At 66.7% G+C, this 20,307-nt stretch carries 15 protein-coding genes and 2 pseudogenes; 6 read left to right on the top strand and 11 right to left on the bottom strand.

Annotated features, from left to right (window positions below; genetic code table 11):
* Positions 1 to 80: 80 nt before the first annotated feature.
* The 8 genes and pseudogenes from H7J89_RS04260 to H7J89_RS25875 all read right to left on the bottom strand — a co-directional run.
* Positions 81 to 500: a thioredoxin family protein gene (locus H7J89_RS04260; protein WP_264036768.1), complete on the bottom strand. Its 420-nt coding sequence runs from the start codon at positions 498 to 500 to the stop codon at positions 81 to 83.
* A 7-nt stretch (positions 501 to 507) separates the two neighbouring features.
* On the bottom strand, positions 508 to 1,191 hold the full coding sequence (gene cysE, locus H7J89_RS04265) for a serine O-acetyltransferase (protein ID WP_264036770.1): 684 nt from the start codon (positions 1,189 to 1,191) through the stop codon (positions 508 to 510).
* A 2-nt stretch (positions 1,192 to 1,193) separates the two neighbouring features.
* Positions 1,194 to 2,126, bottom strand: coding sequence for a cysteine synthase A (cysK, locus tag H7J89_RS04270; protein ID WP_264036772.1), 933 nt, complete (start codon positions 2,124 to 2,126; stop codon positions 1,194 to 1,196).
* A gap of 425 nt (positions 2,127 to 2,551) precedes the next feature.
* On the bottom strand, positions 2,552 to 3,355 hold the full coding sequence (gene stf0 / locus H7J89_RS04275) for a trehalose 2-sulfotransferase (RefSeq protein ID WP_264036774.1): 804 nt from the start codon (positions 3,353 to 3,355) through the stop codon (positions 2,552 to 2,554).
* Between the two features lie 109 nt (positions 3,356 to 3,464).
* Positions 3,465 to 3,746, bottom strand: coding sequence for a hypothetical protein (locus H7J89_RS04280; RefSeq protein ID WP_264036776.1), 282 nt, complete (start codon positions 3,744 to 3,746; stop codon positions 3,465 to 3,467).
* A 108-nt stretch (positions 3,747 to 3,854) separates the two neighbouring features.
* Positions 3,855 to 6,635: a bifunctional nitrate reductase/sulfite reductase flavoprotein subunit alpha gene (locus H7J89_RS04285; RefSeq protein ID WP_372513715.1), complete on the bottom strand. Its 2,781-nt coding sequence runs from the start codon at positions 6,633 to 6,635 to the stop codon at positions 3,855 to 3,857.
* Positions 6,621 to 7,841, bottom strand: a pseudogene (locus H7J89_RS25870) (molybdopterin-dependent oxidoreductase); the annotation flags it as partial. The gene H7J89_RS04285 and the pseudogene H7J89_RS25870, both read right to left, overlap by 15 nt.
* Positions 7,842 to 7,925: 84 nt before the next feature.
* Positions 7,926 to 8,045: pseudogene (locus H7J89_RS25875) on the bottom strand (hypothetical protein); the annotation flags it as partial.
* Positions 8,046 to 8,355: 310 nt separating this feature from the next.
* On the opposite strand from H7J89_RS25875, the gene H7J89_RS04290 reads away from it, so the two are divergent.
* The gene (locus H7J89_RS04290; RefSeq protein ID WP_264036778.1) at positions 8,356 to 8,823 is read left to right on the top strand and encodes an LppP/LprE family lipoprotein; all 468 of its coding nucleotides are present in this window, start codon (positions 8,356 to 8,358) and stop codon (positions 8,821 to 8,823) included.
* A 30-nt stretch (positions 8,824 to 8,853) separates the two neighbouring features.
* Here H7J89_RS04290 and H7J89_RS04295 read toward each other — a convergent pair whose 3' ends face one another.
* Positions 8,854 to 10,806 carry an acyl-CoA dehydrogenase family protein gene (locus H7J89_RS04295; protein ID WP_264036781.1) on the bottom strand — a complete coding sequence of 651 codons (1,953 nt, stop codon included), beginning with the start codon at positions 10,804 to 10,806 and terminating at the stop codon, positions 8,854 to 8,856.
* A gap of 138 nt (positions 10,807 to 10,944) precedes the next feature.
* Here H7J89_RS04295 and H7J89_RS04300 point away from each other — a divergent pair, with 138 nt between their 5' ends.
* On the top strand, positions 10,945 to 12,048 hold the full coding sequence (locus H7J89_RS04300) for an esterase-like activity of phytase family protein (protein WP_372513708.1): 1,104 nt from the start codon (positions 10,945 to 10,947) through the stop codon (positions 12,046 to 12,048).
* On the opposite strand, the gene H7J89_RS04305 is transcribed toward H7J89_RS04300, so the two are convergent.
* The gene (locus tag H7J89_RS04305; protein ID WP_264036783.1) at positions 12,007 to 14,427 is read right to left on the bottom strand and encodes an ATP-binding cassette domain-containing protein; all 2,421 of its coding nucleotides are present in this window, start codon (positions 14,425 to 14,427) and stop codon (positions 12,007 to 12,009) included. The genes H7J89_RS04300 and H7J89_RS04305 overlap by 42 nt on opposite strands.
* 80 nt (positions 14,428 to 14,507) lie before the next feature.
* The gene (locus H7J89_RS04310) at positions 14,508 to 14,981 is read right to left on the bottom strand and encodes a MarR family winged helix-turn-helix transcriptional regulator (RefSeq protein ID WP_264036785.1); all 474 of its coding nucleotides are present in this window, start codon (positions 14,979 to 14,981) and stop codon (positions 14,508 to 14,510) included.
* A gap of 116 nt (positions 14,982 to 15,097) precedes the next feature.
* Here H7J89_RS04310 and H7J89_RS04315 point away from each other — a divergent pair, with 116 nt between their 5' ends.
* The 4 genes from H7J89_RS04315 to H7J89_RS04330 are packed head-to-tail and all read left to right on the top strand — an operon-like array spanning position 15,098 to position 20,287.
* Positions 15,098 to 17,146: an ATP-binding cassette domain-containing protein gene (locus tag H7J89_RS04315; RefSeq protein WP_372513709.1), complete on the top strand. Its 2,049-nt coding sequence runs from the start codon at positions 15,098 to 15,100 to the stop codon at positions 17,144 to 17,146.
* The gene (locus H7J89_RS04320; RefSeq protein WP_264036787.1) at positions 17,143 to 17,994 is read left to right on the top strand and encodes a CbiQ family ECF transporter T component; all 852 of its coding nucleotides are present in this window, start codon (positions 17,143 to 17,145) and stop codon (positions 17,992 to 17,994) included. The genes H7J89_RS04315 and H7J89_RS04320 overlap by 4 nt, the downstream gene beginning before the upstream one ends.
* Before the next feature lie 21 nt (positions 17,995 to 18,015).
* Complete coding sequence (locus H7J89_RS04325; RefSeq protein ID WP_264036789.1) at positions 18,016 to 18,477, top strand: SRPBCC family protein; 462 nt, start codon at positions 18,016 to 18,018, stop codon at positions 18,475 to 18,477.
* On the top strand, positions 18,470 to 20,287 hold the full coding sequence (locus H7J89_RS04330) for a sulfatase-like hydrolase/transferase (RefSeq protein ID WP_264036792.1): 1,818 nt from the start codon (positions 18,470 to 18,472) through the stop codon (positions 20,285 to 20,287). Before H7J89_RS04325 ends, H7J89_RS04330 begins: the two co-directional genes overlap by 8 nt.
* The last annotated feature ends 20 nt before the right edge of the window (positions 20,288 to 20,307 follow it).

Consider the following 20,307-nt stretch of genomic DNA (forward strand, 5'->3'; position numbering starts at 1 on the left):
GACTTGGCCCCTTACGGCAACCGTAGCGTCGATCGCGACGATCGCATCTTGAACGGCATTCGCAGGGCCGGCGCCGCGGGTCAAGCCAACAGAGGTTGCAGCGCCTGTCGCAGATCAGCGGCCTTGGGGACGCCCGCGGTGCGGTACCGCTGGCGGCCGCCGGCGTCGAAGATGAACGTGGTTGGCAGTGACAACACCGAAAGCCGCTTGGCGACGGCAGGATTGGCGTCAATGTCGATTTCGAGATGCAGCACGTCGGGGAGATCGCTGCACACTTGCTCGACCACGCGACGCACCGAAGCGCACGGACCGCACCATGCCGCGGTGAAATGGACGACTGTCGGACCCGCCTCGGACAAACCGAGATCTGGCGCGTCCCCTGGGAGATCAAGAGTTGTCTCTCGAAGTACCCCGGACCGTCGATTGATCAGCGCTCCTGCCGCAGTGGCGGCCCCCAGCGCAGCGATCAGCGCCGTCCCTGCGATCACCAGAGTGCTCAATTGGTCCTCAGATAGAAAAATCTTCGCCGTGCCACACGCCGGCTTCCGGTGGCCGGATGACACGTCCAAATTGTTGCCCGTCGTTGGAGGCCTCCAGCTTGGCGACCCGGGTCAGGAGGGACTGGAGGCTGACGCCCACGAGGTCGGGCATCATCGAGTCGTCGGGGCTGTTTCGGCCGTGGCGACTGATGACCTGGCCGGGAACCCCGATGACTACGGCGCTCGACGGAACCTCTTTGACCACGACAGCGTTGGCTCCGATCCGGCTGTCATCGCCGATTTTGATCGCTCCGAGCACCTTGGCGCCGGCGCCGATGATCACCCGGTCACCGATGGTCGGGTGGCGTTTCCCGGTATCCCGTCCGCTGCCGCCGAGCGTGACGCCGTGGTAAATCGTCACGTCCTCGCCGACTTCCGCCGTCTCGCCGATCACCACTCCAGTGGCGTGGTCGATGAAGAGGCCCGGGCCGAGGGCGGCACCGGGGTGGATGTCGACTCCGGTCAAGATGCGGGTGACTTCGTTGAGTATTCGCGCGGCCAGCCGGGCGCCGCGGTTCCAGAGCCAGTGGCTGATCCGGTGGCCCCAGATGGCATGCACGCCCGGATAGGCGAAGATCACCTGCAGCGTGGTCGGGGCAGCCGGGTCGCGCTCCCTGGCGGCCCGGATGTCTCGGCGGATGGCATCGAGCATGGTTAACCCGCCAGGTCGGCGAACAACGGCGTGCTGAGATACCGCTCGCCGAAATCAGGCAGCACGACGACGACAAGCTTTCCGGCGTTTTCCGGGCGGCGGGCCACCTGCAGCGCGCCGACCACCGCGGCACCCGACGAGATGCCGACCAGCAAGCCTTCCTCGCGTGCCAGCCGGCGTGCCAAGTCCATGGCCTCCTCGTTGCCGACGGTGATGACCTCGTCGACGAGTTCCATGTCGAGCACCGGGGGCACGAATCCGGCACCCAGACCCTGGATGGGGTGCGGACCCTTTTGTCCGCCCGAGAGCACCGGCGACGCAGCCGGCTCCACGGCGACGAACTGCGCCGACGGCTTGCGTTCCTTGATGACCTCGGCGACCCCCGTGATCGTGCCGCCGGTGCCCACGCCGGCCACGAAGATGTCAACCTTCCCATCGGTGTCGCGCCACACCTCTTCGGCGGTGGTCTTGCGGTGGATCTCCCGGTTCACGGGGTTTTCGAACTGTTGGGGCACCCAATACCGTTGGTCGCTCTTGGCCAGCTCCTCGGCTTTGGCGATGGCGCCCGGCATGCCCTCGGCGCCCGGCGTCAGGACGATCTCGGCGCCCAATGCACGTAACAGCATCCGCCGCTCCATGCTCATCGTCTCCGGCATAACCAACACACAGCGGTAGCCGCGGGCCGCAGCCACCAGCGCCAGGGCGATACCGGTGTTTCCGCTCGTCGGTTCGAGGATGATCGTGTCGGGCTTGATCAGGCCCGCTTGCTCGGCCGCGTCGATCATCGCGACCCCGATGCGGTCCTTCACGCTGTTTCCCGGGTTGAAGAACTCCAGCTTGGCTACGACGTCGGCGGCCGCCCCGTCGGTGACCCGGTTCAGCCGGACCAGCGGAGTGTTTCCAATCAGTTGTGTGACGTTATCTGCGATGCTCATCTGTCTTCCTCAGGCGATGTTGGTTCAAGCTTCGTCGGCCTACCAGGTGATGTCGAATTCGACGGCGACGCGAGTGCGGATGGGCAATATGGTCATCGGCGGGTTGATCCTTCTTCAAGATTGACTAACGCTTAGACGCGGCCACTGGGTGCTACCTGTGCGAGCGGCCCGCAAACCTGGAGGAAACGCGAGGTTTTCTGCGGCGTCAGAGAATCAACAACAACAACGACAACAGCAGTGCACGGCGGCGCGGCACGTAAGGACAAGGCACGGCTGGGTGGCCTGTTGCATAACGCCCACTATAGGACATTCGACAATTTCGCCGGTTGAGCTCATCGTTTGCTGAGCACCCGCGGCCGTTTCACCCGCGCCGGCGGGGCCGCAATCGCGTCGAAGGCTTCTTCGGGCACAAGCGAGTCCCAGGGTCAGGTTGGCAGGCCGAGCTTCGCGGCGTCGGCCCTATACCGATCCACCCACTCATCGGAGCGCTGGTCGGCCTGACGTTCCAAGACCGGCTCGGGTGCCAGCCGCGGGTCGAGCCCCAACCCCTCCAGGATGGAGGCGACCACCTGAGTCAGGTTGCGCCACAACATCGGATACGGAATCTCCATGGGCTTGACGTCTTCCTCGGCGAACCAATTCCGCCAGCCGTCGTTCTGGGCGCGCAGCATGGTGACGACGTGCGCGATCGCGCCGGCGTGATAGGTGGCGCGCGCATCGCGAGCCGGGTCGGGTCGTCCGCGCCACACCCGCGTCTGCACCGCCCGCCAGAACGACACCGCCTGCGAAATCACGTCGGGGCGGTGCACATAGATGAACAGCGGCTCTTCACCCACCACATCGGTGATCGCGGCCAGCAGGCCGTCGCCGCTGCGATTCGGCAGATTCTTCGCGCGGTTCAACAAGAGCGGCGTCTGGTTCCACATCAGCTTGCCGCCCCATATCCCGTTCGGCGTCCTGCCGACCGTGCGGATGTAGTCGCGCCAGATCTCGGGCGCCGCTAGGTCCGGCGTCCCGGCATCGAGCGGGTCGAGCAGGTTCAGGATCGACTCGTCCTCCACGCCGGCGAACCACTCGCGGGGCTGCGGCGCCTGGCTGGTGGCCGGCAGGTACTGGAAGAATTCCTGCGGTTCACCGGCGACGCCGGTCGCGCGCAGCGACTCGACCAGCAGTGTGCTGCCGCTCCGCTGGGACGCCAGCACCAGGTAGGAGGACGGATGATCAGCCACACAGCAAGCCTATCCGGCAGCAATTGCTTTCGCAGGTAATGGTTTTACGCTCGCGTTGAACTTAATTGTTGACGTTGAGTCTCTTACGAATCCGCGATGATTACCGGAGTTAGACGCGTCCGTCGTCGGCGAAATCTTCGCAGGCGCACCACTGGCCCCTGTCCTGCCACCTTCGTCGAAGTTGCGTGCCGCGCTTGAGCATCAGGTGCTGGGTGTAGACCTTGTCGCGCTGCTGCGGCGAGAACGCCAAGTCCAAGTTGATCGGCAACCCGGCCCAATCGACCCGGTCGTCGAGCTGCTCATCCTCGGCGGCGCCGCGCCGCAGCCGGCACTGCAACGGGCAGACAGCCCGCACGGTGTCCTCGAAGGGCCTGTCAAAGTCCAGAGCCACGCCTACGTCCCTCCTCGACGCAACCAATGACTGAATGGTGCAGCGAGGTTGTTTCAGCGACAGGCGCGCGAAGTTTCCGTCGTATTACGGTCGCGCGACCCGGCAGGCTTAGTAGACGTCGCGGTGATAGCGCTTGTCGGCGCTCAGCGACCGGACATACTCCTTCGCCCCATCGGGATCGAGGTTGCCGTGTTCGGCCGCGATTTCGCAGAGCGCACGGTCGACGTCCTTAGCCATGGGGTCCGCGGTACCGCAGACGTACAGCTGGGCGCCGTCCTGCAGCCAGCGCCACAGCTCGGCCCCACGCTTGCGCATCAGATGCTGCACGTAGACCTTCTGCTGCTGGTCCCGCGAGAACGCGAGGTCCAACTCGGTGAGGAACCCGTCAGCACGCATCTTTTCGAGTTCGTCGCGGTAGTAGTAGTCGGTGGCGGCGTGCTGCTCGCCGAAGAACAGCCAGTTGGGTCCGGTGTGCCCGAGCGCGCGACGCTCCTGCAGGAACCCGCGGAAGGGTGCGATTCCGGTGCCGGGGCCGATCATGATCATCGGCGTGTGCGAATCGCCCGGTGGCCGGAAGTTGCTCGACGACTGCAGGTAGACGGCGACCCGATCACCGGGTGAGCGGTCGGCAAGGTAGGTCGAGCACACCCCACGGCGCGGGACGCCCTGAAAGTTGTAGCGCACCGGCGAGACGGTCAGGTGAACTTCCCCGGGGCACTCTTTGGGGCTCGACGAGATCGAGTACAGCCGCGGCTGAAGGCGTTTGAGCACCCGCAGCCACTCGTGGGCCGACGCCCAGACCGGGTGCTGTGCCAGCAGGTCGATGGACTGGCGCCCCCACGACCAATCCGACAGTGCGCGCTTGTTTTCCGGCTTCAGCAGCTCGGCGAGCGTCGAGTCACCGGTGCGCTCCTGCACGAACCGCACCAGGTCCCGGCTGATGTGGGCGATCTCGATGCGCTCGGTGAGCGCGGAGCGCAGCGACATCAGACCCTGCTCGCCGACCTCGACGGGTGTCTGCCCGTCCAGTCCGGTGACCGCCAGCCACTCGTCGACCAACCGGTCGCTGTTGCGGGGCCACACCCCCAGCGCGTCACCGGCCTCGTAGCTCACGGTTTCTTCAGGCAGGCTGAAAACCAAATGCCGCACGTCTTTTGTCGATTTCGGCTGACTCAACACGGTGTTGCGGACGATGCCGGTGATCAGGGGGTGTTTCTTGGTGTATCCGACCGGTCCGGAGCCGTTGGCCGGCCGAACCGGTGCGGCAGTCGAGGCGGTGGCCGCCGCACCACCATCCCGGCCCACCGGCGCGGGAGTGCGCGCGAGCGCCTGGATGACGCCGCTCACCCACTTGCCCGCGGCGTCGTCGTAGTCCGGTTCGCAGTCGACCCGGTCGACGATGCGGGTCGCCCCCAACTCGGCCAAACGCTCGTCGAGCTTGCGGCCATGGCCGCAGAAGTCGTCGTAGTTGGAGTCGCCGAGCGCGAGCACGGCGTAGCGGGTGCCGGTGAACTTCGTTGCGCCGTCGGTTGTCAACGCGCGCCAAAAGCCGGCGCCGTTGTCCGGCGGTTCACCGTCACCGGTGGTGCTGGTGATCAGCAGCAGCTCCCGAGTCGTCGCCAGTTCACCCACCGGGAAGTCGTCCATGGCGCGCAACGAGACCGGCACGTCGGCGTTGCCCAGCCGGGCGGCGATATCGGCGGCGAGCTCTTCGGCGTTCCCGGTTTGCGATGCCCACAGCACCACGACGGGTGCCCGTTTGGCGGGCTTGGCTTCGGGCGGCTGGATCGTCGGTTCCTCGACCGCCGGCGCCGGCGCCGGCCTGGGGGCGCCTGCACGCGAGAACAGGCCCGCGAGCAGGCCATCCACCCACAGCCGGGTGCCGGGATCGAAGGGGGCGCTTTGCGGCAGGGTCGGCACCCCGGCGGTGCGCCGGCCCGCATCCGAGGAAAGTGCGGTCAACATCCCGGCAAGGTAGGAGCGGCCGAGCTCGTCGAATTCCGGCGCGGGTTTGGTTGCGACGCCGAGCAAGTCGGCAAGGGCGTCGACCTGTGACGCGCTGATTTCCAGCACCTCCGTGGGAGCGGCTTCTGGTGTATCGGTGCTCGGATCCGCTGGGGCGACAGAGACTTTCGCCAACGTGACCGCGCACGCCTTGAATTCCGGTTGGTTCGAGATCGGGTCCACCGCGTCGTTGGTGACCGCGTTGATCGCCAGGTATTCGCCGAACACGTCGTTCCAGTGGAACGGGGCGAAGCAGTTACCGATGCGCACCCGGTCGCTGATCACGGCGGGCAGCACGGCGCGACCGCGGCGGGAGGCGATTTCGATCGCGTCGCCTTCGGCGATCTGCAGCCGTGCGGCGTCGTCGGGGTGGATTTCCACGAACGGCCCGGGATTGAGCTTGTTCAGCTTGGCGACCTTGCCGGTCTTGGTCATCGTGTGCCACTGGTGCGGCAGGCGACCGGTGTTCAGCAGGAACGGGTAGTCGTTGTCCGGCATTTCCTCGGGCGGGAGGTGTGGACGGGCGAAGAACACCGCACGGCCGTTCGCGGTGGGGAAGGCCAGCCGGGGAGAGCTGCCGTCCTCGCGGACCAGCCGGGCTTGGCTGACGCCGTCGTTGAGGTAACGAATGGGGTTGCGGTCGCCCGTGCTCCCGGGTGCGCACGGCCATTGCAGCGGCCCCTGACGCAGCCGTTCGTAGCTGACGCCGCGCAGGTCGTAGCCGGTCTTCGGGTTCGAGAACCGCTTGATCTCTTCGAAGACCTCTTCGGCGGAGCCGTAGCTGAAAGCGTCCGAAAAGCCCATCTCGCAGGCGATCCGGGCGATGATCTGCCAGTCGGGCATCGCGTCACCCGGCGCGGTGACGGCCGGCTGAAAAAGCGTCATGTTGCGCTCGGAATTGACCATCACACCCTCGGCCTCCGACCACAGGGCCGCCGGCAGCAGCACGTCGGCGTATTCGTTGGTCTCCGTTTCAAGGAAGGCGTCCTGGGTGATGACCAACTCGGCACGCTCCAGGCCGGCCAGCACGGTCTTCCGATTAGCAACGGAAGCAACGGGATTGGTGCACACGATCCAGCACGCTTTGATTTCACCGCTGGCCATCCGGGAGAACATGTCGATCGTGCCGGTGCCGACCTCGGTGCGCAGTGTCCCGCGGGGGATACCCCACTGGTCTTCGGTGAAGGCGCGGTCCTCCGCGGATAGGGCCGAGCGCTGGCCCGGCAGTCCCGGCCCCATGTAACCCATTTCGCGGCCGCCCATCGCGTTGGGCTGGCCGGTGAGCGAGAAGGGTCCGCTGCCGGGTTTGCAGATCGCTCCGGTGGCCAGGTGCAGGTTGCACAGGGCGTTGGTGTTCCAGGTGCCGTGCGTGCTCTGGTTGAGGCCCATGGTCCAGCAGCTCACGAAATTCTGGGCCTCGCCGATCATCCGGGCCGCCGCGCGGATGTGTTCTTCGGGAATCCCGGTGATTTCGCTGACCTTGTCCGGGGTGTACTGCTCCAGGAAGTCGGGCATCGCCTCCCACCCCTCGGTGAACTCGGCGATGAAGGCGGGATCGGTGTGCCCGTTTTCAACGATCTGCTGCAGCAACCCGTTGAGCAATGCGAGATCGGAACCGGGGGAGATCTGGAGGAACAGGTCGGCCTTGTCGGCGGTCGCGGTGCGGCGCGGATCGACGACGATGAGTTTTGCGCCCGCCTTGACGCGGTCCATCATCCGCAAGAACAGGATGGGGTGGCAGTCGGCCATGTTGGCGCCGATGACGAAGAAGACGTCGGCGTGTTCGAAGTCTTGGTATGAGCCGGGTGGTCCGTCGGCGCCCAGGGAGAGCTTGTAGCCGGAACCGGCGCTGGCCATGCACAGCCGCGAGTTCGACTCGATCTGGTTGGTGCCGATGAAGCCCTTGGTCAGCTTGTTCGCCAGGTACTGCGCCTCGATGGACATCTGGCCCGACACGTACATCGCGAAGGAATCCGGGCCATGCGTGTCGATGATCGCGCGTAACCGGTTCGCGCACTGGGCGATAGCCCGGTCCATATCGACGGGCTCGACGGGCTCACCGCGGTCGGTGCGTACGTGTGCGGATTCCATCCGGCCGGGCGCACCGAGCAAGTCGGAAGTGGTTGCCCCCTTGGTGCACAACCGGCCGAAGTTGGCTGGATGTTCTTTGTTTCCAGTCGACTTCGCGATGTGACGGCGACCGCTCTCGGGATCGGTTGTGACCTGCAACACCATCCCGCAGCCGACGCCGCAGTATGCGCACATGGTGTTCACGGCATCGTGTTGTGACGCCATGGACTCCCTGGTCACGCACTTCCTCCTTTGAGCGCAACGGGCTTACGTCGAATGGTGCGACGAGGATGTTTCGGCACCGGATATCCGGAGTTTCCCCCGCTTTACGGCTTCCTCTCACCGGCGAAAGAGCCTGCGTGATGTCTTGGAAAAGCCGCATATCCCCAGCTCAGGGTGGATCATCGTCGACCCCGCCGGCTCCGCTCAAGGCTACCGGCGGGGCCAGGCTGTTTACCTGTCGGAACTCGGTCTCCGACCAAACAAATGGGACATTCACAGCCTTCGCTAAGCTCACCGAGTGCGTCGGCTGATTGTGATCCTGCTGATCCTGCTCGCCTCCGGTTGCGGCTCGAAGCAAGCCGGTTCGCCGCCGGTGTCAACCGATAAGTGCAAGGATTCCGACGGACCGACGCCCGCCACGGTGCAGCGGGCCATCGCCTCGGTCCCGATCGCCGTCCCCGGTACGACGTGGGTGGAAATCGCTCGCGGACATGCCAAGAAGTGCCGCTTGTACTGGGTGCAGATCATCCCGACGATTGCCAGTGAAACCACCGGGCAGCAGCTGGTGTTCTTCGATCACAACACCCCGCTGGGTACACCGACCCCAAACCCCAAGCCGTACATCACCGTTCTGCCGCCATCCGATGACGCCGTCGCCGTCCAGTACCAATGGTTGAAGGGCAACGATCAGCCCTGCTGTCCCACCGGCGTTGGCACGGTGAAGTTCGAGATCGGCCCGGACGGCAAGCTGAAGGCGCTCGGCAAAATCCCGAATCAATAGCGTTGCGTTACAACGCCATCAAGGCGTCCGTCAGTTCGTGATCTCATCCGCCAAGTTTTCCGGGTGCAGCATCTCGGCGTAGCGCAGCTGCTCCGGAATCCCGAAGCCGTCGACGAGCGTTTGCGCGTGCGGGCGCAGCGCGCGGCACCGATCGTTGATACCGCGGGTGACGGCCTTGGCCCGCTCGGTGGACAGGTAGCGATGCTCGATGTACCAGGCCTTGTCGTCCTCGATCACCGATAGCGCGTACAGGTCACACACAATGCCGAGCAGTTCGCGGGTCTCGTCGTGCGGGCAGGCGTCGATGCCTGCGACGAACGCTTCGAGCACCACCCGATCGATGTGCGCGGAAGCGGCGTGCAGCACGTGATCCTGCACCGTGTTGAAGGCATCGAATTCCGACATCTCCTTGGATTTGGCCTGCAGTCGACGCGCGACGGACGCCAGCAGATATTCCTCGCGGTCCTCGAACATTTTGATCTGCGTGCCGCGGTTGAAGAGGCTACCCTCTTCCTCGCTGTCCTGTCGGGAGTCCACGATGGTTTGGATAATCGTTTCGGCCGCAGTGCGTTTGACGACACGCTCACCGACGGTGTTGGCGGCGAAACGCACCCATTCGACCGGGCTCATGCTGCGGATGTCGTCGGCGTAAGCCGTCAGCAGCTCCTTGGCCACCAACTGCGTCAGCACGTGGTTGTCGCCCTCGAACGTGGTGAAGACGTCGGTGTCGCCGCGCAGTGCGACCAACCGATTCTCGGCCATGTAGCCCGCGCCGCCGCAAGCCTCTCGCGCCTCCTGAATCGCCCGGGACGCGTGCCATGTGTTGGCCGCCTTCAGCCCGGCTGCGCGCGCCTCCAATTCGCGCTGTTCGTCGGCGTCGACGGCGTCCGCTGTCTGGATGTCGTGGCATTTACTGACCAGCTCGTTCTGGGCGAACTGCAGCGCGTATGACTTTGCGATCAAAGGGAACAACCGGCGCTGATGCACCAGGTAGTCCATGATCAGCACCTCGGATTCGTCATCGGGTGCGCTGAATTGCTTGCGCTGCAACGCGTATCGCGTGGCGATGTCCAGCGCGACGCGACCCGCGGCGCCCGCGCTGCCGCCCACCGTGATCCGTCCGCGGACCAACGTGCCCAGCATGGTGAAGAATCGGCGGTTCGGATTCTCGATCGGCGAGCTGTAGGTGCCGTCCGGCGCCACGTCGCCGTACTTGTTCAACAGGTTCACCCGCGGGACGCGTACGTGGTCGAACACGATGCGGCCGTTGTCGACGCCGGGCAGGCCGCCCTTGTATTCACAGTCCGAGGTGGTCACCCCGGGCAGGTCGTTGCCGTCGGCGTCGCGGATCGGCACCATCAGGCAGTGCACGCCGTGGTGAAGCGGTTTGCCGTCCTCGTGCGTGATCAGTTGGGCGAATACCGCTGCCATAGTCGCCGTTTCGGCGGCGCCCCCGATGTAGTCCTTGCGCGCGGTCGGCGTGGGGGAGTCGATGACGAACTCTTCGCTCTCGGGATCGTAGGTCGCAGTGGTTTCCAGCGACTGGACGTCGCTGCCGTGCCCGGTCTCGGTCATCGCAAAGCAGCCCCGCAACTCGAGGCTGATGATCTTCTTCACGTACGCCTCGTGATGACGCTCGGTGCCCAGGTTCTCCACGGCGCCGCCGAAGAGGCCCCACTGGACACCGGCCTTCACCATCAACGACAGGTCCGACATCGCGAGCATCTCGATCATCGTGATCGCCGCGCCGATGTCGCCGGTGCCGCCGTGCTCCTTGCGGAAGTTGTCGGCCGCAGCACCGAACGCGGCCATGATCCTCATCTGCTCGGCCACCTTGGTGCGCGCGATCACCGTGTTCGGGGTGTAGTGCGGCCGGAAGAGATCCTCACTCATGGTGGATCGCAGCTGATTTCTCGTGTCCCGCCAACGCCCGTCGAGGGCGTTGCGCAGCTGCTCGGCAATGGTTGCGGTGTCTGGCGCCATAACCCGACCGTATCCTGCGGTTCCCATCGCGGGAATAACGGACTGATGCCAATTGGTGTTTTCGCCGAGCGTGCATCCAGTGCGAGGTCGAGGCCCGATTCTCGCGCTGAGTGCACGCTCGGCGATACCTTCTCGGGTATGTGCCGTCTGACGGTGGCGTTCGTGTGTCTCGCCCTGTTGCTGGGGGGATGCACGCCCGCGCACCCGCCCACTCCGGCGCCGATGCTGACTTACCTCGGTCAGTCGCGGATCCCGTTCGACGCCGCCTTCGACGACACCGTCATCGGCGGGTTGTCGGCGCTCAGCTATGACGCGGGCCGTGACCTCTATTACGTCATCAGCGACGACCGCTCCGAGAAGAATCCGGCCCGCTTTTATACTGTGCAATTGTCCTTGTCGGACAAGGGAATCGACAGTGTCACCTTCACCGGCACCCGCCCGCTGCTGGACCGGTCCGGCCAGCCGTTCCCGGGGCTCAGGCCGGACGCCACGCCGCCCGCCATTCCCCCCGATCCCGAGGGCATTGCCTTCGATCCCGGCCGGCAACGGCTGTATTGGTCCTCCGAAGGCGAGCGGCGCACCGCGGGACCGTTGTTGCTCGACCCGTGGGTTCGATCGGCCGCGCTCGACGGCGCCTACCTCGGCCAGTTCACGCTGCCGGCGAACTTGGCGATGTCCGCGCAGCCCACGGGTCCGCGCAGGAACAAGGCGCTGGAGGGATTGGCGCTGACGCCCGGCGGCCGAGCGCTGTTCGCCGCGATGGAGGACCCCGGTTACAACGACGGGCCGGTCAGCGACGACGGCCGCCGCGTGCTCACCCGGGTGACCAAGTTCGACGTCGCCTCCGGGGCGCCCACCGCCCAGTACGCCTACCCGGTGGAGCCGCCCACACCGCCCGCCGACGTCAACGGCCTCTCCGACCTGGTCGCGGTGTCGGACACCACGTTTCTGGTGATCGAACGGTCCTCCGCCATGCCGCCGACCGTGCGGATCTACCGGGCCGAGATCGGCGCGGCGACCGACGTTTTGGCCACCCCCTCGATGAAGGACGCGGCCGTGACGCCGATGAGCAAGACCCTGGCGGTCGACCTGTCCGCCACGCCGGGACTGTCGCCCCTCGACAATGTCGAGGGCATCACGCTGGGGCCGAAGCTGCCCGACGGTCGTCAATCGGTGGTGCTGGTCAGCGACAACAACTTCTCACCGAGTCAGGTCACTCAGTTTCTGTTGTTCGCGATGTGACGGCTTGGGGATCTGCTGCTGGACGACCGGCCTCAGCCGATAGAGGGCGAAGCACGCGGCCGCGACGCCGAAGAGCACCAGCATCGTCATGTCGAACACCCACCAGCCGCTGTAGTGGGTCCACATCTGCGAGTTGGCGGCCAGCCCGTCGACCCTGCGCAGGTCAACGGTGGAGGCCGACGCGGCGAAGCCCCATTGGGCCGGGACGAACCAGGAGACCTGTTGGAAGCCCCATTTGCTCACCAGCTGAACGAGGCTTCCGTTGAACAGTGCGGACGCCAGGACCACCGGCAGCAGCAGCGGCAACACCTCACGCAGCGACGTCCCCAGCGCCGACAACGCGAGCCCGACCACCGCGGACACGATGGCCGTCACCGCCACGCTCACATACAGCTCGACCGTGGCGTTGTGCAGCAAGGTGGCGCCCCGCGGGGGTCCGCCCCTGTCGGCGACGACGACGACGAACACGATGGCCGTCAGGATGGCCGCGGCCAGCCCGAACACCAGGATCTTGGCGGCCAGGTAGGCCACGGTCGACAGCCCGAGGGCCTGCTCGCGCCGGAAGGTGCGCTGCTCGCGCGCCACGGCCCGGATGGTCAGCGCGGTGCCGATGATCACCGCGGCGACGTTGAGCGCAGCCAGGATCTCGATGGCCTCGTGCGGGTGAGTACTGCCTGGCCCGGGCCGGGCGAGGCCCGAATCGCCCGGTATCAACAGGGTCAGACCCGCGAGCGCGAACGGCAAGATCGCCAAGAGCACGAAATAGAGGCGGTCGGCGAAAATGAGCCGGGCGTCGCGGCGGGCCAGCAGCCGGATCTGCCGCATGATGGCGGGCTCGGCAGGGGGCGGCGACGGGGCGGTGATCTCCGGCGGCGCCGTCAACGTCGATGCCGGCGGCCGGGCGCGGAAGGCACGGTGGGTTCCGTCTGGGTCGGCGCTCACCCGCTCGAGCACCTTCGACCAGTCGGCGGTGCCCATCGCGGCCTCGAGCTGCAGTGGCGGGCCCAGAAAGGCCGGCGTCCCGGCGGAGGTGAGAACCAGCACCTGGTCGCACACGTCGAGGTTCGTCAACGACGTCTGCGACGACACGGCGGCCACGACCACGCAGCCGATGTCGGCCTGACGCCGCAGCATTGCCATCACGTGGCGTTGCTGCTCCGCGTCCAGACCGGCGCTCGGCTCGTCGACGACGAGCAGTGTCGGCCGGGTGATGAGCTCGACCGCCAGCGCGGCGCACCGGCGCACCTCGGGCGAAAGCTTGCCGATCCGCCTGGACTCGAATGGTGTCAGCTCGAGCTCCTCGAGAACCTGGCTGACCACGCGGTCGCGTTGCTCGGGTGAAATGTCGTGCGGCAGGCGAATTTCGGCGGCATATCTCAGGGCCTGGGCGACGGTGAGCTGGCGATGCAGACGGTCCTCGGACGAGACGATGCCGATGCGGGTGCGCATGGACTCCGGCTCGGCGTGCACGTCGTGGCCGTCGACGGTGACCCGCCCGGAGCTGAGTTGCCTGGTGCCTGCGAGCAGCCCGAGTAGCGCGGAGTTGCGTGCGGCCGACGGCCCGACGACCGCGGTGAATATGCCCGGGCGCGCCGCGAACGAGATGTCCGACACGATCTCGCGTCCGTCGACGCCGAGACCCAGCTGGTATGCGACCACCCCCACCGTGCGCGCGTCGGCCTTGAGTGGCAAGCGATAGGTGGCATTCGCCTCCGCGGTGCGGAAGGAGGGGCGCGCGACGCGCAGCTTCGACGTGATCATCCGCTCGATGAGGCCCGGGCCACCCTTGTCCCGGGCCTCGGCTGCGGCGGCGCGCTCGGCGGGCGGTGGCAGGTCGGGGCGGGCGGGCGGCTCGACCGCCGGCGGTTGCGGCGGCACGACGCGCATGCGCTGGGTCTCGCGCTGGGTCGGCGCGCGCAGGTTCGGATCGATCGGATGGGCGGGGGTCGGTGCGACGGGGGGAGGAGGCGGGGGCTGGCGCGGCGGGTAAGCGGGGGGCCGAGGGGCCGGACGCGGAGCTTGCCCGGGCGGGCCGGAAGGTTGACCGGTGCGGAATACCAGCCGGGGCCCCCGCTGCGGGTCGCCGATACTGATCGCCTGACCGTCGCGAATGTTCACCGTCGAGGCCCGTGCACCGTCGACGAAGATGCCGTTGTGGCTCAGGTCGATGGCCACCCAGTGGGTGCCGGCGTAACGCAATACCACCTCAGGGCGCGGCGGTGGCGGCGGCGACGCCGGATTCAGGAACCGCTCGAGGGCGATGTCGCTGCCCGGGCCGTAGCCGACGATCACGTCTCGGCCCGGGGCGAAGTCGAACCTCATCGACCCGACCCAAACGGTCAACGGAGAGGCTCTGAACGCGGAAGCCTCGGGCCGCATGGCCGCCACCTTTCCTCACGCCGGTCAGCTCGACTTAGTGTCTACCTGCCGGCCGCCGTCCATCCACCGGGGTCCTGCGATCACAGCGTGTTACGCCGGCCCGCCACCGATGCATTGTCGAGAAGCCGGCGCAATACCTTGACCGCATCCGTCAGCACTTGGCGGTCCACCGGCTCGAGCAACGCCAGTTGCGGTTCGATCGCGGCGGCACGGTCGGCGCGAGCCGCGTTGAGCGTGCGCTTCCCCTGGGGGGTGATGCGGATCCGGACTGCGCGGGCGTCGCCAGGGTCCACGGTTCGGGTGACCAGCCCGGCGTCCTCGAGCCGGCGCACCTGCGTGGTCATGGTCGGTTGCGAGCAGTGATCGACGGCGGCGAGGTCGCCGATCCGGGCCTCTCCGTGCGCTTCGATCGTGGCAAGCAGCCTGGCCTGGGCCGCAGGCAAGGGCATCTGGATCCGCTGGGTGGCCAGCCGGTTGAGCCGCGCCACCACGGCGAGCAAATCCGCGCCCAGATGTTGGGCCTCGATGTTTGCGGTCTCGACAACTCTGTCCATGTATCCATAGTTCCATAGCTTTGCTAAGTGAGACGAGGGGCGGCCGACCGAACCGGGTCGGAAGTTACTCAGTGTGATGAACCGACTCGGCGCCGCGCCCTGGCACAATCAGTGAAGTGAATGCCCGTCGCCCCGTCCGTTCGCGCCGTCGGGGTGGTCCTTTACAACCGGCCGAATTGGCACAGGCATCGGTCATGGGGGCGCTCTGCGCGGTGATCGCGATCATCGCCGGGGTGATTCCGTTCGCCCAGGGATTGGCGCTGCTGGGCACGGTGCCGATTGCACTGCTGGCCTACCGTTACCGGCTGCGAGTGCTGCTCGCCGCGACATTTGCTGCCGGAATGATCGCCTTCCTCATCTCGGGGCTGGGCAGTTTCCTGACCGTCGTCAACTGCGCATACATCGGCGGGTTGACCGGATTCGTGAAACGCAGGGGCAGGGGCACCCCAACGGTGCTCGCCTCGTCCTTCGTCGTAGGGGTCGTCGTCGCCGCCGCAACGGTCGGCATGTTGATGGTGCTGAATCGGCTGCGGCATCTGATTTTTCAGGTGATGACGGCCAACGTGGATGGTGTTGTCGCATTCCTCAGCCGGGTGGACCTGCAATGGCTCGGCGCGGACGTTAAGCGGTGCTTCGAATTCGGGCTGCATTACTGGCCGTGGCTGATGCTCGGCTATGTCACCTACGGGGTGATGTTCTCGTCGTTGATCGGTTGGTGGGCGCTTTCGCGCTTGCTGGCACGGATGGGCAACGTTCCGGACGTGCACAAACTCGACGCCCCCGACGAGGCGCCCGGCGCAGTGATCGGGCCGGTCCCGGTGCGATTGGACAAGGTCCGGTTCCGCTACCCGCACGCGAAGCAAGACGCCCTGCGTGAAATCAGCCTGGAACTCCAAGTCGGAGAACACGTTGCCGTCATCGGCGCCAACGGTTCCGGAAAGACGACGTTGACGCTGATTTTGGCGGGTCGGCAACCGACGTCGGGTACCGTTCAGCGCCCGGGCGCGGTGGGGTTGGGCATGTTGGGCGGCACGGCGCTCGTTCTGCAGCACCCGAAGAGCCAAGTCTTGGGGACCCGGGTCGCCGATGATGTGGTCTGGGGGTTGCCGCCGGGCACCGAGGTCGATGTCGACCATTTGCTCCGCGAAGTAGGTCTCGAGGGTTTTGCCGAGCGAGATACCGGCAGCCTGTCCGGCGGGGAACTGCAGCGCCTCGCCCTGGCCGCGGCGCTCGCCCGGGAACCGGCGCTACTGATCGCTGACGAGTTCACCAGCATGGTCGATCAACAGGGCCGCAACGTCCTGTTGAACGTGCTGTCAGGCCTTCCCCAACGGCATCGGACCGCGCTGGTGCACATCACGCATTTCGACAATGAGGCCGCGTCGGCGGACCGGACCATCAACCTCAGCGATTCCCCCGACAACGCCGGCATGGTCGAGACGGCCCCGCCCCCGGCGCCGGCCATCGCAGTCAAGCGGGCCTTCAGCAGGCCGGTACTCGAAATCGTCGACGTCCGACACGAATACAACAGTGGCACGCCCTGGCAGAAGACCGCGCTGCGCGGTATCAGCTTCGTAGTCGAACAGGGCGACGGGATTTTGATCCACGGCGGGAACGGGTCTGGCAAGTCGACGCTGGCGTGGATCATGGCCGGACTGACCGTTCCGACCAGCGGTGCCTGTTTGCTTGACGGTGAGCCCATCCGTGAGCACGTCGGTGCGGTGGGGTTGTCGTTTCAGACGGCGAGGCTGCAATTGATGCGCAGCCACGTTGGCCTGGAAATCGCTTCCGTGGCCGGGTTTTCGGAGCGCGACGTGAACCGCGTGGCCGCCGCTCTGGGTGCGGTCGGTCTGGAGCCCGCGATGGGCAATCGCCGCATCGACCAGCTCAGCGGAGGCGAGATGCGACGGGTGGTGCTGGCCGGACTGCTGGCGTGCTCGCCGCGCGTGTTGATCCTCGACGAGCCGTTAGCCGGGTTGGACATCGGCAGCCAGCGCGGCCTGCTGCGCCTGCTGGCCGATCTGCGCCGTCACCGAGGCCTGACCGTAGTGGTTATCTCGCATGACTTCGTCGGATTGGAAGAGGTGTGCCCGCGGGTCTTGCATCTGCAGAATGGCGCGCTGCAGTCTTTGTCGGCCACCGCCACGGCCGGGGGTGTGGCGTGACCGCAACCTCATCCTCCGCATCAGGTAGAAAACGGCGCGGTTCTCGTCCGGTGGTCCTGCTGGTTCCGGTGCCCGGAAGGTCGGCCATTCACAACTTGTGGGCAGGCACCAAACTACTGGTGGTATTCGGTGTTTCGGTGTTGCTGACCCTCTATCCAGGTTGGGTGACCATCGGGGCGGTGGCCGTGCTCGTGGTGGCGGCGGTCTGGATCGCACATATCCCGCGTGGTGCGGTTCCTTCGATTCCGCGGTGGCTGTGGGTCCTCCTGGCGTTGGGTTTTGTGACCGCGGCGTTGGCCGGCGGTAGTCCGATGATCTCGATTCACGGCGTCAACATCTGGGTCGGCGGAGCGTTGAACTTTCTGCGGATCACCGCGCTGTCGGTCGTTCTGCTCGGGCTCGGGGCCATGGTGTCCTGGACCACCAACGTCGCCGAAATCGCGCCGGCGCTGGCCATTTTGGGCCGCCCGTTCAAATGGCTGCGGATTCCGGTCGACGAGTGGGCGGTGGCCTTGGCCCTGGCGCTACGCGCCTTCCCGTTGTTGATCGAGGAATTCCAGGTGCTCTACGCCGCCCGTCGATTGCGGCCCAACCACATGCCGCAGGGTCGCAAGGCTCGGGTTCGGCAGACGACGGGCAACTCGATCGACTTGGTTGCCGCCGCCATCGTGGTGACCCTGCGGCGTGCCGATGAGATGGGCGACGCGATCACCGCCCGCGGTGGCATCGGTCAACTGTCCGCCGATCCGGCGCGGCCGAGGTTCGCTGATTGGGCGACGCTCGCGGTCACCCTGGCGATCAGCGGTGCCGCCGTGGCGATCGAGACGATATTCCACCTGACTCGCTGATCATTCGCGTAGCGTGAGCCCGTGGCCGACATCCACCAGACTCGCACGATCGCGGCTCGCATCGGTGACATCTGGGAGACGCTCGCGGACTTCGGGGCGATCAGTTCGTGGGCCGGCAATGTCGACCACTCGTGCATCTTGTCTTCCGGACCGGACGGAGCTCCCGTCGGGACCGTCCGGCGGGTGCAGGTCAACCGCGACGCGCTCGTCGAGCGCATCACCGAGTTCGACCCGCCCCGCACCCTCGGCTACGACATCGAAGGCCTGCCCAGGCGCCTGCGCAGGGTGTCCAACCGCTGGACGCTGGCAACCGGCGCCGGCGATTCCGCCGCCGCGACGGCGGTGACCCTCACCAGCACCGTCGAAATCGGGCCCCGCCCAACGCAAAAGCTGGCCGAACGGGTCCTGTGCCGCGTCCTCGCGCGGCAGTCCGAAGCAATGCTCGCCGGCCTTGCGCATCGATTGGAGCATGCTGGTGTCTGATCGCCCCGATGTCATCGTCGTCATGACGGACGAGGAGCGCGCGGTGCCGCCGTACGAGGCTCCCGACGTGCTCGCCTGGCGCGACCGGACGCTGACCGGTCGTAAGTGGTTTGACGACCACGGCGTCAGATTCACTCGGCACTACACCGGCTCGCTGGCCTGCGTGCCAAGCCGCCCAACGATTTTCACCGGGCACTATCCCGACTTGCACGGCGTCACCCAGACCGACGGCATCGGCAAGACCGCAGGCGATTCGCGCATGCGCTGGCTGCGCCAGGCCGAAGTGCCCACGCTGGGCAATTGGCTGCGGGCTGCCGGCTACGACACCCACTACGACGGCAAGTGGCACATCTCGCACGCCGACCTCACCGACCCGAGGACCGGTGGGCCGCTGGCGACCAACGATGCGGACGGTGTCGTCGACGCCGCCGCGGTGCGGCGCTACCTGGAGGCGGATCCGTTGGGGCCGTTCGGATTCTCGGGGTGGGTCGGCCCGGAGCCGCATGGGGCGGCGCTGGCCGACGCCGGTATCCGCCGCGACCCGCTGATCGCCGACCGGGTGGTCGCGTGGCTCACCGACCGCTACGCCCGTCGCCGCGACGGCGACCCCGCCGCGCTGCGCCCGTTCCTCCTGGTCGCCAGCTTCGTCAATCCCCACGACATCGTGCTGTTCCCGACCTGGTCGCGGCGAAGCCCGGTCCAGCCGTCGCCACTCGACCCGCCCGCGGTGCCCCCCGCGCCCACCGCGGATGAAGACCTGTCCGCGAAACCGGCGGCGCAGATCGCCTTTCGCGAGGCCTACTACTCCGGCTACGGCCCCGCGCCCGCCATCGAGCGGACCTATGGACGCAACGCGCAGCGCTACCGCGACCTGTACTACCGGCTGCACGCCGAGGTGGACGAACCGATCGACCGCGTCAGGCGGGCAGTCACCGAACGCGGCTCACGCAACGCTGTTTTGGTGCGCACGGCCGATCACGGCGAACTACTGGGCGCGCACGGCGGTCTACACCAAAAGTGGTTCAACCTCTACGACGAGGCCACCCGCGTCCCCTTCGTCATCGCGCGCATCGGTGAGCGCTCGACGCGGCCACGGCTCGTCACCGCACCCACCTCACACGTCGACCTGGTCCCCACGCTGCTGGCGGCGGCGGGCGTCGATGTCGCGGCGGCGACCGCCACGCTGGCCCAGTCGTTCTCGGAAGTGCATCAGCTGCCCGGGCGGAACCTGATGCCCATCGTGGACGGTGCCGCGGCCGACGAGACCCGCGCCGTCTACCTGATGACCCGCGACAACATGCTCGAAGGGGACAGCGGCGCTTCGGGATTGGCTCGCCGCCTGAAGCGAACCGTCGATCCGCCTGCACCGCTGCGCATCCGGGTCCCCGCCCACACCGCCTCCAACTTCGAGGGGCTGGTGGTCCGCGTCGACGAGGCGTCGGCTACCGGTGGCGCAGGCCATCTCTGGAAGCTGGTGCGCACTTTCGACGACCCGAGCACCTGGACGGAGCCAGGAGTGCGGCACCTGGCGGCCAACGGGCTCGGGGGAGAGGCTTACCGGACTTCCCCGCTCGACGACCAGTGGGAGCTATACGACCTCACCGCGGACCCGTTCGAAGCGATCAACCGTTGGACCGACCCGGATCTGCACAGCGTGCGTCAGCATCTGCGGACCGAGCTCAAGCAGGCCAGGGCGAGTTCCGTCCGGGAGCGAAACCGTCCGTGGCCCTATGCATCTCGCCGATCGCCGACGCCGCGGCCGTCGAGGCTGAGGCGCTTGGTTCGAAAGGCGCTGACGCCGCGAGCGTAACGGGACTGTGAACAATCGAC

The sequence above is a fragment of the Mycobacterium paraffinicum genome, from assembly GCF_025822865.1.
Taxonomy (GTDB): Bacteria; Actinomycetota; Actinomycetes; order Mycobacteriales; family Mycobacteriaceae; genus Mycobacterium; species Mycobacterium paraffinicum.